This is a genomic window from Sphingobium sp. TomTYG72 (assembly GCF_055394715.1).
Genome location: NZ_AP027336.1, coordinates 2,557,142 through 2,572,034, shown reverse-complemented (window position 1 = coordinate 2,572,034; position 14,893 = coordinate 2,557,142). Strand labels below are relative to the sequence as shown.

Sequence of the window (14,893 nt, the reverse complement as noted above, 5' to 3'; positions counted from 1 at the left end):
AGAACCGCTTGGGCGGCGCTGCGAAGCGAGGGCGGCTTTAGGGGGGGAGCTTGCGGCGGTCAACCCCTTTGGCGCAGGAAAACGACCACTTCTGTCAATCGGCCCAGGCGGCATCTTCCAGATGCAGTTCAGCGGCGGGTCGACTGCCCCAATCGTCGATCTTTGCACGGCCCGCGACCCACAGGCGGCGGTCGCGCGGTGCGCCGAGAATGGCTTGCCCCAACTCGCTCTCCGCCTGGCGGAAGGCGATGGTCTTGATGGAGCGGCCATCGTCCCCCGCCATGACGGCGCGCAGATGACCATTGCCGACGACATCGGCCTTGATGACGCGCATCGGTCCAGCCGCGATGAGCGGGGATGGCCAGCCAGCACCATAGGGGCCGCCTGCCTCGATCGCAGCTACGAAGTCCGGATTGACGCCCGCCGGGGCAAGCACCGCGTCGATCAACAATGCGCGGTCATCGCGGGCGCGGGCGACGGCGGCAGCAAGCCTTTCGTCCAGGAAATCAGCCAGCGCATCCAGCCTGTCAGACGTAACGGTCAGCCCTGCCGCCATGGCATGACCGCCACCGGCAACCAGCAAACCGCTATCCTTGGCCGCCAGCACGGCCGCGCCAAGATCAACGCCGGAGATCGAACGGCCGGAGCCCTTGCCCGTACCGGCATCATCAATCGCCACGACGATCGCGGGACGCCCCGCCTTTTCCTTGATGCGTCCAGCGACGATGCCGATCACGCCGGGATGCCAGCCAGCCCCGGCGATAAGCGCCACGGCGCGGTTGCCTTGCGCCGCGAGCAATTCCTCCGCCTCGGCCTGTACCGCCGCCTCGATCACGCGACGTTCCTCGTTGAACTGGTCCAACTCGGCAGCGATGCTCGCGGCCTCGATCGGGTCTTCCGTCGTCAGCAGGCGCACGCCCAGATCGGCCTTGCCTACCCGCCCGCCAGCATTGATGCGGGGACCGAGCGCAAATCCCAGATCATGGCATAATGGCGCACGGCTAAGGCGGCTCGCATCGATCAACGCAGAAATGCCGATGTTGCGGCGCTTCGCCATGACCTTGAGGCCCTGTGCGACAAAGGCGCGATTAAGCCCCTTGAGTTGTGCCACGTCCGCCACGGTGCCGAGCGCCACGATGTCGAGCAATTCCATCAGGGCAGGCTCGGCACGCTGCGCGAACCATCCCCGCTTGCGCAACACGCGGATAAGCGCGGCGCCCAAGAGAAATGCGACCCCCACCGCCGCCAGATGTCCATGAGCAGCAGCTTCCTCCACCTCGTCCAGACGGTTGGGGTTGACCAGCGCAAAAGCCTCGGGAAGCGCGGCGGCGCATTTATGATGATCGACCACCACAACATCGACGCCCACAGCCTTCGCCATGGCAAGCGCCTCGAACGCCTGCGCGCCGCAGTCGACGGTGACGATCAGCGTCGCTCCTTCCCCTGCCAGCCGCACCAATGCCTCGCCAGACGGGCCATAGCCCTCCATCAGCCGGTCAGGAATATAAGGCCGCGCAGACAGGCCGAGGTCACGCAGCAGGCGGATCAGCAACGCCGCGCTGGTCGCGCCGTCCACGTCATAGTCGCCGAAAATGCAGACATGCTCGCCGCTCTGCACCGCGTCCGCCAGCCGCTCGGCAGCGCTGTCCATGTCGCGGAACAGACTGGGATCAGGCATGAAGTGGCGGATGGTCGGGTTGCGATGCGCGTCCACCGCTTCGCGCGGACAGCCACGGGCCAGCAACAACTGCGTGACCAGGTCGTCGGGCAAATAGCCCGGCTCGCGCGCATCCGCGCCTGCGCCCCGCCAGCGCCACGGTTGTCCAAGGATAGAGCGGGATACATTCAGCGCTATGGTCATTTCTGATCCCTAAACCGGGCCGACGCTCGAGGGAAGCGGTTCACGGCCGACGGCGGAACCGAAACAAGCCCTTGCGCGTATTCGTCTTCCCCGCGTGCACGGCGGACGGAAAGGGGCGGCTGAATTTACATGGGTTCCAGGCAGGCGAAACGCGCCCGGCGTGCCTTGGGCGTTCTGATGATCGCTGCGTCACCCCTGTCGCTGCAAGCCCGGACATCGGCGGGCACGGTTGCTGCCGGGCAAGAGCCGCCAATCCTGCCCGACGAGGAATTTGAAGCGCGATTGCCCAAAGCTGGCGAAAGTGATCCCGCCAACCCTTCCGATCCGCTACCGTCGATAGACAGCTGGATCGATCAGCAAATGCCGCAGGCCAGTGCGCCCGCCGAACTACCGCCCGCCACCGAACCAGCGGCGGAAGCGGAGTTGGCACAGCCCCTGGCGCCGCTCGACAGCGTGACAGTCCCCGCGCAGGTGGCAAGCGACAGCCCGCACGAAAAGACGCCGGATATCCGCTACGCTGTCGAGATCGACGGTTTCGGCAAGACCGGACTTGAAGACGAATTCCGGGGCGAGTCAGCGCTGGTCGATGGCAAGGGACGTGCCGATACCGCAGCCATGGTGCAGGCGCGTGCGCATGAGGATGAAGCGCTCGCCGTGCGGCTGCTCTATTCGGAAGGCTATTATGACGCGACCGCCCTCGCCTCACTCGACCAGACGGGCGATGGCACGCTGAAGGCGGTGCTCTCCGTCACGCCCGGCAAGCGGTACAAGATCGGCGACATCGTCATCAACGCTGGACCAACGGTGCCGCCGGGCCTCGTTCGCGACAGCCTGCCGCTCAACACCGGCGACTATATCGTGGCCGCCGATGTGGAAAGCGCGGAGGCCAATGTCGGGGTGAAGCTGCCCGAAAATGGCTACCCCTTCGCCAAGGTCGGGGAACGGGACATATTGCTCGACCCCGCGACCATCACCGGCGACTACACCCTGCCGGTCGAGGTCGGCCCGCGCGGGTCGTTCCGTGGGATCACCACCTCCGGCCGCAAGCAAGCCTTTGGCGCTGATCATATGAAGGTCATCAGCCGCTTCAAGCCCGGCGAGCTTTACGACAGCCGCAAGGTCGATGACCTGCGCCGCGCCCTTGTCGCGACGGGCCTCTTCTCCAGCGTCGCGGTCGACCCGGTGCGCACGAACGAGCCCGGCCCCGATGGCACCGAATATGTCGACCTGCACGTCGATCAGGAAGCAGGACCGCCGCGCACCTTGGCTGGCGAGCTTGGCTATGGCACGGGACAGGGTTTCCGGGCCGAGGGCACATGGACGCACCGGAACCTCTTCCCACCTGAAGGCGCGGTGATTGCGAGGGTCATTGCGGGTACGCAGGAACAGGGCGTTTCCGGCACATTCCGCCGCTCCAACGCAGGCAAGCGGGACAAGACCTTCCAGGCTGGCGCCCTGCTCAACCATCAGAATTATGATGCCTATGAAGCCTTCACGGCGGGACTCAACGTCAGCTGGTCGCGGCAATCGACGCCGATCTTCCAGAAGCGCTGGACCTATACCTATGGCGCGGAAATCCTGCTGTCGAACGAGCAGACGACGATCGACCCGGCAACGGCGGAAAAGCGGCGGCTGACTTATTTCATCGGCGCGTTGCCGGTGCAACTTGGCTATGATCGGTCGAACGACCTGCTCAATCCGACCAAGGGCTTCCGCGCCAATCTGCGCCTGTCGCCCGAAGCATCGCTACAGGGCAATCTGTCACCCTATGTGCGCGGGACCTTTGATCTCAGCGGCTATTATCCCGTTTCCGATGCGCTGGTGATCGCGGCTCGGACGCGGCTTGGCACGATCAGCGGTGCAGCCCGTGACCAGATCGCGCCATCGCGCCGCGTCTATGCAGGCGGCGGCGGGTCGGTGCGCGGCTTTGGCTATCAGGAATTGGGACCAAAGGATGTCAATGACGACCCGATCGGCGGCCGGTCCGTCAACGAATTCGCCGTGGAGGGCCGCTACCGCTTCGGCAATTACGGCGTCGTCGCCTTTGTCGATGCGGGTCAGGTCTATGAAAGCGCCATCCCGAAATTCTCCGACATCCGCTACGGCGTAGGCTTGGGCGGACGTTTCTATACCAACTTCGGTCCCTTCCGCGCGGACATAGCCATGCCGATCAACCGGCAGCCGGGTGAGTCCAAATTCACCCTCTATATCGGCATTGGGCAGGCTTTCTGATGGCCGAAGACGCGCCTCCACCCGCTCCCGAAAGCCGGACCATCGTTATCCGGGAAGGACGGCCGCTCTGGCAAAAGATCGTGCTGGGCGTTGCGGCCTTGATCCTCGGCCTGGTCGTGCTTGCCGCCGGATTACTGCTTTCCCTGAACACCCAGCCGGGCAAGAAATTCCTGATACGCCAGATCGCGGCGCTGAAGCTGGAATCCGGCATGGCGATCGAGGTCGGGCGGATCGAAGGGTCGATCTATAGTGACATGGTCATCCATGACCTTGTCCTGCGCGACCCCAAAGGCCCGTTCGCGGCGTCCCCACGCGTCCATGTCGTGTGGAGCCCCTTCCGCTACCTCAACAACCATATCTCTGTGCGGCTGCTGGAAAGCCCGCTGGTGGTGCTTGCGCGTAGTCCACAATTTAACGTCACGAAAAGCGACCCCAACGCGCCGATCCTCCCCGATCTCGACATCGACGTCGATCGGCTGAAGATCGCCAAGTTCGTGCTGGCCAAGCCGGTGATCGGCCAAAAGCGCGAAATAGCCATCGATGGCGTCACCCACATCGCCGACGGCCGCGCGCAGCTTAGCGCCAACGCCGTCGTCGATAGCGGCGACCGGCTTCAGGCTTGGCTCGATGCCGTGCCTAGCCAGAATCGCCTCGCCATGAAAGGCACGCTGACCGCGCCCAAGGGCGGCGTGATCGCAAAGATGAGCGGCCTTACCGATGGCCTGACCGCAACGCTCGACGGGCGGGGCACTTGGCAGGCATGGAATGGCCGGATCATCGCCAACTCGCCCAAAGGCGAGCTTGCGAACATCGCCCTTGCCGCACGCGACGGCAACTTCACGGCCAAGGGTCCGGTGCGCCCGGGCATCATCTTTGCCGGAACCGTCGACCGGCTGACCGCGCCCGCCCTTGATGTCGATCTCTTCGCCGGGCTTAACGAGCGGCGCGTGAACCTGAAGGGCACGCTGCGCTCCACCGCGCTCGCCGCAACAGCGCAGGGCCTCATCGACCTCGGCAAAAGCCAGTTCAGCGGCCTCAAGATCGACGCCGCGCTGCTGACGCCCGGCGCGATCATGGAAAAGGTGCGCGGCAAGGATGTGCGCGCTTCGATCATCCTCGATGGCCCGATGGCGACGCCCTTCATCGATTATGATCTGAGCGCCGCGATGCTCGCCTTCGACCAGGCCGGCATCGAGGGCCTTAAGGCCAGCGGTCGGGCAGTGATCAACGCCGACCGCATCCGCATCCCCGTCAATGCAACCGCGCGGCGGGTCACCGGCCTTAACGCCGCAGCGGGCGGGCTCCTTCAAAACCTGCGGGTCAAGGGCGACTTCGCCTATTCATCGGGCAAGCTGATCAGCGACAACCTCAAGATCGACAGCGACCGTGTGGATGCCACCGCCATTGTCCTCGCCGACCTCGACAAGGCCATCTACCGGGGCGCGCTCAAAGGGCGAGTGAATGATTACAAGATCGACGGCGTCGGCATCGTCAACCTCAACACCGATGTGAAGCTGGTGCCCGGCCCCAAGGGCGGCTGGGGCCTCGCAGGCAAGTTCGGCGTCCGCACGGCCCGCTGGGAAAACACCTCCGTGCGCGACTTCCTTGGCGGCAATGCCGTCGCTTCAGGCCGCATCGGCATGACGCCGGAGGGCAAGTTCACCCTTGCCGACCTCAAGGGCGCGGCACCCAATTTCCGCATCCATTCCGGATCAGGCAGCTACGACGCTAATGGCGCGGTCACCTTCGACGCCTCCGCCACGTCAAACCAATATGGCCCGCTGGCGCTCAGCGTTCGCGGAACAATGGAGCGGCCCCAAGCAGTCCTGCGCGCCGCACGCCCCAATGTCGGGGTGCAGCTGTCCGATGTCGTCGCAAAGCTGAATGGCGAGGCGGGCGGCTACCGGCTGGAGGCGACCGGTGGTTCCGCCTATGGCCCCTTCTTCGCCAATGTGCTGATCCGCACGGCCAAGGGTCCACTCACCATCGACATCACACGCGCGCGTTTCGCGGGCGTAGACATGAACGGCCGTCTCCAGCAGACCGCCGCCGGGCCTTTCGCCGGACAGCTCGCCATGAACGGGTCCGGCATCACCGGCGCCGCGCGGCTTGCCGCAGTAGGCAAGGCGCAAGGCATCACAGTGAACGCCGCAGCGAGCAACGCCCGGCTGCCGGGCGAAGCCGATGTGGTGATCGGCCGAGCGATCGCGACGGCGGACATCTTACTCACCGACCAGCCCCGCATCACCGCCGACGTCCAGATGGCGAACGCCGCCTATGGCGACTATGTCGTGCGCAAGACTCGCGCCCGGATCAATTATCAGGGCGGTCGTGGACGCGCGCAGTTAGTCGCGGACGGCTCGACCGGCGTACCCTTCTCCATCGCCGTCAATGCAGCGCTTCGCCCCAACCTCTACGCCGTGGCGCTCGAAGGCAAGGCGAGCAACATCCCCTTCCGCTTCGCCCAGCCCGCGATTATCCGCATCGAACCGCAGGGATATCGGCTGGAGCCAGCGACGCTCGTCGTGCCGCAAGGGCGCGTCGATCTCGCCGGGCGCTTCGGCAACCAGACCGCCCTCCAGGCGCGGTTCAAGGATTTCGATCTCGCCATCATGAACATCGCCAGCCCCGGCCTCGGCATCAGTGGCAAGGCGACCGGCGCGATCGATTTCAACCAGAGTGGCAACGCCTTCCCCGCCGCCACGACCCGCTTAGCGATCAACGATTTCCGCCGCTCCAGCCTGTCCGCCGTGTCCGATCCGGTCTCGATGGCAGTCGAAGGCCGTCTCTCGGCCCGTGGCGGCGACCTGCGCGGGCTCATCCGGCGCAGTAATGCGTCGCTCGGCCGCTTCACTGCCACCCTCGCGCCTCCGGGTCCCGGCGCGAGCTGGACAGAGCAGCTTCAGAACGCCCCGCTGGGCGGCGGCATCCGCTATGCCGGGCCTGCCGATGTGCTCTTCTCCTTCGCCGGGCTTGCCGATCAGCAACTGACCGGCCCCATAGCGGTAGCGGCGGACTTCAGCGGTCGCTTGACCGCCCTGCGCCTCAACGGCCTCGTCCGCGCCAATGCGCTGACCTATGAAAATGAGACATTCGGCACGCGCCTGACGCAAATGCGCCTCGATGGCCGCTTTACCAATGACCGGCTCGAGATACGCGACTTTTCCGGCCGGGCTGGCGACGGCACGGTGCAGGCCAACGGCTCCGTCGGGCTCGCGGCTGAAAGCGGCTACCCGATGAACATCGCCGTCAAGCTGGACCGCGCCCGCATCGCCCGCAGCGAAGCCATCACCAGCGTCGTGACCGGCACGATCAACGTCACGAACAGCACGGCCAATGGCGGTCTGATCAAGGGCGACCTGTGGCTCCCCGAAACCCGCTATCGCATCGCGTGGCAGGGTGGCGCCGACATCCGGCAGCTCCAAGGCGTCCGGCGCAAGGGCGAAGGCACCGACCTGCTGGACCAGCGCATCGCGTCCCGGCAAGCAGCGGCCAAACCCGCCGACTGGAAGCTCGACATCCGGGTGCGCGCCGATAATGAGATCTACCTGACCGGCATGGGCCTCAATTCCGAATGGAAGACCAACATGCGCGTCACCGGCACCACAAAGGCCCCGCGCGTCGTCGGCAAGATCGAGGTGATACGCGGCCGCTACAGCTTCTCGGGCCATCAGTTCGACCTTGAACAGGGGATCATCACCTTCAATGGACCGATGATGAACCCGGTGCTGGCGATCCGCGCCGAAACCCGCATCAACACGGTAACGGCTGGCATCGCGGTCGGCGGCACGGCGCAGAAGCCGGACATCAGCTTCATCTCGACGCCCACCCTGCCGCAGGACGAGATATTGGCCCGCATCCTGTTCGGCGACAATGTCGCGAACCTGTCCGCCACCCAGGCGATCCAGCTTGCCGCTGCGCTCAACGGCCTGCGCGGCGGTGGCGGCGGGCTCAATCCGATGGGCAAGTTGCAGAATGCGTCCGGCGTCGATCGCATCGGCATCGTTAGCGGCGACAAGGATACGGGGCGCGGCGCATCGCTGGCTGTGGGTCAGCACATCTCCAACAATATCTATGTGGAGGTGATCACCGATCCCAAGGGCTTCACCGCCACCCAGCTGGAAATCTCGTTGTCGAAAACACTCAGCCTGCTGTCGAAGACCGGCACCAACGCCGGATCATCGGCAAACCTGCGCTATTCGAAGGATTATTGAAGCCGCTCGGCGCGGTAGCGGGCGATCAGCCCTTCATATTCATCCATAGCGGGGAAGCGTTCGAAGCTGACCACCGCGCCGGTCTGCGCCCAAGGCAGCTTTTCCGCCGTCTGCGTCTCCATCCACGGCGCGAACCAGCTGGCATCGTCCAGCATCGTTGCCCGCACATTGACGAAGCCCATGTCGGCGGCAGGCTTGGTAAAGACCCAGCTCTTGCACCAGTCGCAATGATGATGGCGCACATCCTCGCCATGCAGCCCGCCAATCACCGTCTCTCCCGCGATCAGTTCAAATCCGCCCGAAGGCATGATGATCGTGGTGGAAAAGGCGCTGCCCGTCATCTTCTGGCACCCGGTGCAATGGCAAACCGCTTCACCCCACGGCGCTTCACTGAGCCGGAAACGCACACGCCCACACCGGCAACCGCCGTCGATGGGGAGATCGGGAATGGACATGGGGCGCTCCTTGGCTTCGGGATGAAAGTTTATCCTCCCCATCGACAGATGGGGAGGGGGACCAGCCGCAGGCTGGTGGAGGGGAGCGCCCGCAGGGCGCCGCAGGTCGTGCCAGTTCCCCCTCCACCACCGCTGCGCGGCGGTCCCCCTCCCCACGCTCTGCGCAGGGAGGATTTTCCAATCCCTCAATGAAAGTCCCGAGACCTCGGCAATATCCGCACATTACGCGGATGACTGGACGTGCGCGGATGCTGAGGATGCACAAACTCATCCGCCCGCGACAAAGCGATCTGCGGCTTATGCGTATCCGACAGGCGCGACAATTCAGCCGTACGATCATGCACCCGGCTCGCCATCAGGTGGACGACACCTTCCTTGCTCCGCTGCACTTCGCCCTCGACCAGCATCAGCCGCGACGCCATCACCGGCCGCCGCTGCATTTCGAACAGCCGCGCCCACAGCAGGATGTTGGTAATCCCCGTCTCATCCTCAATCGTGATGAAGACGGCATTGCCCTTGCCCGGCCGCTGCCGCACCAGCACCACGCCTGCCGTCCGCACCTTCGTCCCGTTTTTCGCAGCCGATGTCTGCGCGCAGCTCAACACCCCCTCAGCGGCAAAGACGGGCCGCAGGAACTGCATCGGATGCCCTTTGAGCGACAGGCGCGTCATCTGGTAATCAGCCACGACCTGTTCAGCGAGCGGCATAGCGGGCAGCATCGCATCCGGCTCCTGCCCCAATTCTCCCGCCGCCTTCTGGTCCCGCTTTCGCGCAGCGGCGAACAACGGCAATTCATTGGACGGCGTCCGCCGCGCTTCCCACAACGCCTCCCGCCTGTCCTGTCCCAGCGACCGGCAAGCGTCGGCATCCGCCAACAAACGCAGCGCGCGCGCAGGCAACCCAGCCCGCCGCGCCAGATCCTCCAGGCTGGTGAACAGCCCTCCGTTCCGCGCCTCGACAATCTGCGCAGCCCAAGCCTCGCGAAAACCATCAATCTGGCGAAAGCCCAGCCGCAGCGCCAACGCCCGTCCCTCCCCTTCGCCCCGCCGCCTGTTCCGCGACCGCAGCAGCGGTTCGAGCGCATTGTCCCACCCGCTCATATTCAAATCCACATCATGCACCGCGACGCCATGCTCCCGCGCATCCCGCACGATCTGCGCCGGAGCATAAAAGCCCATAGGCTGAGAATTCAGCAACGCGCAGGCAAAGACAGCAGGCTGGTGGCACTTGATCCAGGCCGACACATAGACCAGCCGGGCAAAGGACAAAGCGTGGCTTTCAGGAAAGCCATAGCTGCCGAACCCCTCGATCTGGCTATAGCAACGCTCGGCGAAATCGCGTTCATACCCCCGCCGCACCATGCCGCCGATCATCTTCTCCTTGAACTTGTCCATGCCGCCCACTTGCCGGAAAGTCGCCATCGACCGCCGCAGTTGATTGGCTTCCGAAGGCGTAAATTCCGCCGCGACAATGGCGAGCTTCATCGCCTGTTCCTGGAACAGGGGGACGCCGTAGGTATCCTTCAGCAACTCCCGCAACTCATTGGGATTGTGGGGCGGACTAGGTGAAGGAAATTCCGGCTTTTCGATCCCTGCCCGCCGCCGCAAATAGGGATGCACCATGTCGCCTTCGATCGGCCCAGGACGGACGATCGCAACCTGCACCGTCAGGTCGTAAAGGTTCTTTGGTTTCAAGCGCGGCAGCATGTTGATCTGCGCCCGGCTTTCCACCTGAAACACGCCAATGCTGTCGCCCTTTTGCAGCATGGCGTAAACAGCAGGGTCTTCGGAATCGAGATCGACGGTCAGGTCATGATCGCCCAGACCATAACGCCGCATCAATTCATAAGCCCTGCGGATGCAGCTCAACATGCCGAGCGCGAGCACATCGACCTTCATCAGGCCCAGCGCATCGATGTCGTCCTTATCCCATTCGATGAAGCTACGATCAGGCATCGCGGCATTATGGATGGGCACCGTTTCATCCAGCCGGTTCTGGGTCAGCACAAAGCCGCCGACATGCTGGGACAGATGCCGGGCGAAAGGCGCTCGGATCAGCTGCTGAACCAGCGATCGCAACCGCAGTATCTCCGCATTGTCGAGAGAAAAGCCCGCGTCAATGAAGCGCCCATCGCCCAGGTCGCTTGAGTAGCTACCCCAGACGGTACTCGACAGGCGCGCCGCGATATCTTCGCTCAGGCCCAGCACCTTCGTCACTTCGCGCAGCGCGCTGCGGGACCGGTAATGGATGACAGTCGCGGCGATCCCCGCTCGTTCGCGCCCATAGCGACGGTAGATATATTGCATCACCTCCTCACGCCGCTCATGTTCGAAATCGACGTCGATGTCGGGCGGTTCGTTGCGCTCTTCCGACACGAAACGGGAAAAAAGCAGGTCGTGCTTCATAGGATCGACGGAAGTCACGCTCAGCAGGAAGCAGACGATGGAATTGGCGGCAGACCCCCGCCCTTGGCAGAGAATGGGAGGCTTCTGGGACCGTGCGAAACAAACAAGGTCGTGAACCGTCAAAAAATAATAGGCATAATTTTGCCTGCGAATGAGATGAAGCTCCTCATCGATCAGCTTTTCCACTTTCAGAGCCAATGGGTGGCCGTAGCGTTTCACCGCCGCTTTACGCACCAAATCTTCCAGCCAACCATCGGGTGACCAACCGGGCGGCACCGGCTCATGAGGATATTCATATTTTAGGTCGGTGAGGAGGAAGTCGATCTGATCGACGAACCGGATCGTTTCAGCCAGCGCTTGCGGGCAGTCGGCATAGAGCCGGGCCATTTCGAGGGGAGATTTGATATGACGCTCAGCATGCGCTTCCAGCCGCTGTCCTGCCTGCTTCAACGTCACGCCATCACGAATGCAGCTTAGCACATCCTGCAATGATCGGGATGATGCTTCGGCATACAGCACATCATTGGTCGCAATAACCGGCACGCCGACCTCTCGGGCGATCCTCTGAATAGCAATCGCATGCCGACGGTCACGCCCATTATAACGCCGTGTCAGGCCCAGCCACACACATCCCGGCGCTTTGTCATGCAACCGGCGCAATGCATCCTGCCATGTGGACGGAGACGCGGGCGGCACCAGTTTCAGGTGAGAGATGGACACCGCCTCATCCCCCGACGGATAGGCCGGGGGAGCCTTGTGCGCCTCTTGTGGCCGGGCCGTGGAAAGCGGCAGGACGATCAGCAGAAGATCGTCAAGATGGCTAAGCAAATCCCTGAAGGTAAGAATGCAGTCTCCCTTCACCGCCTCCATATTGCCCTTGGTCAACAGACGGGTGAGCCGTCCCCAGCCAAGGCGGCTTCTGGGATAGGCCAGAATGTCAGGCGTGCCATCGACAAAGACCAGGCGGGCGCCCACCACCAGACGCAGATCGGTGTGACAGGCCGCCTCTTCCTCGGCAGTCAGTTCAACTGTTTCACCTCTTTCCTTCTTCGCTTTGATCATCTCCGCACGCGCCTTGTCCGGCGCATCGCGCAGCGCGACATAGGCGCGCACCACGCCAGCCACGCTGTTCCTGTCAGCAATACCGATGGCGCGAAGCCCCAGTTCAATCGCCCGGCCGACAAGATCGGAAGGATGGGAAGCGCCGTGCAGGAAGCTGTAATTGGACATGGCGCCCAACTCGGCGAAGGCAGGCCCTTCCCTTAAGGACGGCGGTATTGCAGGCTTCCTCCCGTCCTTCTCCCTTCCCTCAATCATGTCCAACTCCCGCCGGTCAGGGGATTTAGGCTTCGACGGATCAGGCCCCTTGCCGCGTTTCATGCGAACAGGCCGTGGATGTACCAGCCCGGATGCCGCGCCTCCGTGCCGTAAAGGCCGTGGCGGAATATCCAGTAGCGGCGGCCGCGCGCATCCTCGATCCGGTAATAGTCGCGCGTCATACCGGTGCTTTCGCCGGCCAGCGCGCCGTCCTTCGCCTTCCACCATTCGGGCGCGATCCGCTCCGGCCCTTCGTAGCGAGTCACTTCATGGGCGCTGCGCCGCCAGCGGAAATGATGGGGCGGACCGTCGGGAACCTCCGCCACTACCTCGATCGGCTGGGGCGGGTCGAACAGGTGGATGGGGCGCATCGGCGGGTCGCCCGGTTCGCCCTGACGAGGCCAGCTGGACGGGGTGCGGCTTTCGATCGCAGGCAGCGCAAGCTGCGCCTGCTCGGGAATATGACTGTCGCGCGGCTCCAGACGCTGGATGTGGTTGCGGCCAGCGCGAACGGACAGCCGATCGACCAGCGCCGCGACCGCCTCCTCACGCTTTGCCTCGCCTCCTTCCAGCGCCAGCTGGGTTGCCGCCATCGGCTCGGTCTGCGGCACGGTGAGGCGCAGCATGTCGAAGCCGAAGCCAGGATCGAGCGGATCGGACAGGCTGTCGATCCGTTCCCGCACCAGCCGCATGATCGCAGGCGCATCGCGCACCGGCAGGCCGGTTTCCACCCGCAGCGGAAAGGCGAGACCATCGGTGCGAAAGAACAGCAGTTCAAAACGCCGCCCGCCCTCGCCCCGCTCGGCCAGCCGCTCGCCCGCTTCGACCGCCATCTCCTCGACCCGCTGCAGCGCATAGGCGGTGCTGCCCACAGGCTCTGCGAAACGACGCTCGATCCGCAGGACAGGACGCGGACGGCGGGGGCTAAGTGGCCGATGCCCCAGACCCAGCAGGCGATGCAGCACATCGACCGCCTCCTCGCCAAAGCGCGCGGCCAGCGTAGCGGCAGGACGGGCGGCAAGATCGCCGATGGTGCGCAGCCCCGCGCGCCGCAACGCCACCCCGCTGTCCTGCTCCAGTTCCAGTGCCTCGACCGGCAGGCGGCGCAGCGCCGCCTCCTCATCGGGCGCTGGCCCTGCGGAAAAGCGGCAGAGCGCATGCGCGCCCTCCGGCGTGCCTGCTATCGCATAACGCACCTCCATGCCGTGCCGCTCGAACCGGTCCACAGCCTCGCGCGCCAGGGCTTCCTCCCCGCCCCACAGATGCGCGCAGCCGGTGATGTCCAACATCAGCCCATGCGGCGGATCGATCGCGGCCGCAGGCGTATAGCGCGCGCAGCCATCGCATAGCCGCTCCAGCCAATCCTGATCGGCATGATGATCGGCCTCGAAGCTGACCAGATCCGGCTCTTGCGCCCGCGCATCGGCCAGCGTCGTGCCTGCGCTAAGGCCCAGCGCCAGCGCGTCGGCATCCGGCGTGACAAGGCGCATGGCCCCGCGCACGGATTCCACGATGGCGACCGGCGCGGCACCGGCCTGCGCCTGCCACAGGTCAGGCCGCGCGATGCGCAGCCGATCGACCGGCAGGAAGGGGAACCACAGCGCCAGGTAGCGCCGCCTCGTCAGCGCGTCCTCCGCTTGCCCATCCATGCTCATGGCGTTCATCGCACTCTTCTCCAAAATCTCCCCGCTCGGCATTCCACACCATCCGCCACGTCATGCCGTCTGCCCCCGAACGGCGGCGCAACAGATGGAGCGAAAAGGCGCTCATGCCCGGCGCATTGCCCGGCAAAGGCACGGATGGCGCAGCCTCCACCCGCCACCGCGTCTCCGCCGCGCTTGGCACCGGATCACCGCCGATCCGCAGCACGAAAGCCGTAACCCCCGACGTCTCCGCCGCCAGCGCCAGACGGCGGCTGGCAGTCAGGTCCAGCAGCGGCGCGCGCCCGCGCAGTTCGATGACCAGCGCGCCCAGCGCCGGACACCGCAACGCATCGACCGCCGCGCGCAGCAGCAGCGCCTCATCCTTCATGACGCCGATCAGCAAATGGGCCGGATCTATTCCAAGCGCGGAGAGCCCCGGGCCATAAGGTTGACCGGCCGTTCCATTTGGAAGGCGCAGCCAGAACAAAGGGGCCTCACGCGCTGCAAGATGGGCAAGGATCAGGGAAAGACCGGCAGTAGCGCCCTCATCTTCAGCATTCCCGAAAAATTCATGTACCCGACCCCTGGCAAGGCCACCCTGCAATGCCTGATCAAAAGCCGCATGTCCGGTCGCGATACGCGCGCCTGCTTTAACGGCCGGAATCCCTTCCAGTGATGCAATGTGCCGCCTGAGGGCTGCAAGCCTGTTCACCGAATCCACCATGGAATGTTCTCTATATGTTCTCTATATGTTCTTTTCGGCGAT

General features: G+C 64.4%; 7 protein-coding genes. 2 read left to right on the top strand and 5 right to left on the bottom strand.

Annotation, left to right across the window (positions count from 1 at the left end):
- Positions 1-94: 94 nt before the first annotated feature.
- The gene (gene recJ / locus ACZ5U1_RS12765) at positions 95-1,861 is read right to left on the bottom strand and encodes a single-stranded-DNA-specific exonuclease RecJ (protein ID WP_464778715.1); all 1,767 of its coding nucleotides are present in this window, start codon (positions 1,859-1,861) and stop codon (positions 95-97) included.
- Between the two features lie 129 nt (positions 1,862-1,990).
- On the opposite strand from recJ, the gene ACZ5U1_RS12760 reads away from it, so the two are divergent.
- Together ACZ5U1_RS12760 and ACZ5U1_RS12755 are read left to right on the top strand one after the other, a co-directional pair.
- Entirely contained in the window at positions 1,991-4,093 is a 2,103-nt protein-coding gene (locus ACZ5U1_RS12760; RefSeq protein WP_464778714.1) for an autotransporter assembly complex protein TamA, read from the top strand.
- Complete coding sequence (locus ACZ5U1_RS12755) at positions 4,093-8,307, top strand: translocation/assembly module TamB domain-containing protein (RefSeq protein WP_464778713.1); 4,215 nt, start codon at positions 4,093-4,095, stop codon at positions 8,305-8,307. The genes ACZ5U1_RS12760 and ACZ5U1_RS12755 overlap by 1 nt, the downstream gene beginning before the upstream one ends.
- On the opposite strand, the gene ACZ5U1_RS12750 is transcribed toward ACZ5U1_RS12755, so the two are convergent.
- The 4 genes from ACZ5U1_RS12750 to ACZ5U1_RS12735 all read right to left on the bottom strand — a co-directional run bounded on the left by ACZ5U1_RS12750 (position 8,301) and on the right by ACZ5U1_RS12735 (position 14,851).
- Positions 8,301-8,762, bottom strand: a complete 462-nt coding sequence (locus ACZ5U1_RS12750; protein WP_464778712.1) for a GFA family protein — start codon at positions 8,760-8,762, stop codon at positions 8,301-8,303. The two genes, ACZ5U1_RS12755 and ACZ5U1_RS12750, sit on opposite strands and share 7 nt — an antisense overlap.
- A gap of 185 nt (positions 8,763-8,947) precedes the next feature.
- Positions 8,948-12,547, bottom strand: a complete 3,600-nt coding sequence (locus ACZ5U1_RS12745) for an error-prone DNA polymerase (protein WP_464778711.1) — start codon at positions 12,545-12,547, stop codon at positions 8,948-8,950.
- Positions 12,544-14,139 (bottom strand): Y-family DNA polymerase, encoded by a 1,596-nt coding sequence (locus ACZ5U1_RS12740; RefSeq protein ID WP_464780051.1) that lies wholly within the window; start codon positions 14,137-14,139, stop codon positions 12,544-12,546. Before ACZ5U1_RS12740 ends, ACZ5U1_RS12745 begins: the two co-directional genes overlap by 4 nt.
- Complete coding sequence (locus ACZ5U1_RS12735; protein ID WP_464778710.1) at positions 14,036-14,851, bottom strand: ImuA family protein; 816 nt, start codon at positions 14,849-14,851, stop codon at positions 14,036-14,038. The genes ACZ5U1_RS12740 and ACZ5U1_RS12735 overlap by 104 nt, the downstream gene beginning before the upstream one ends.
- Positions 14,852-14,893: the final 42 nt, after the last annotated feature.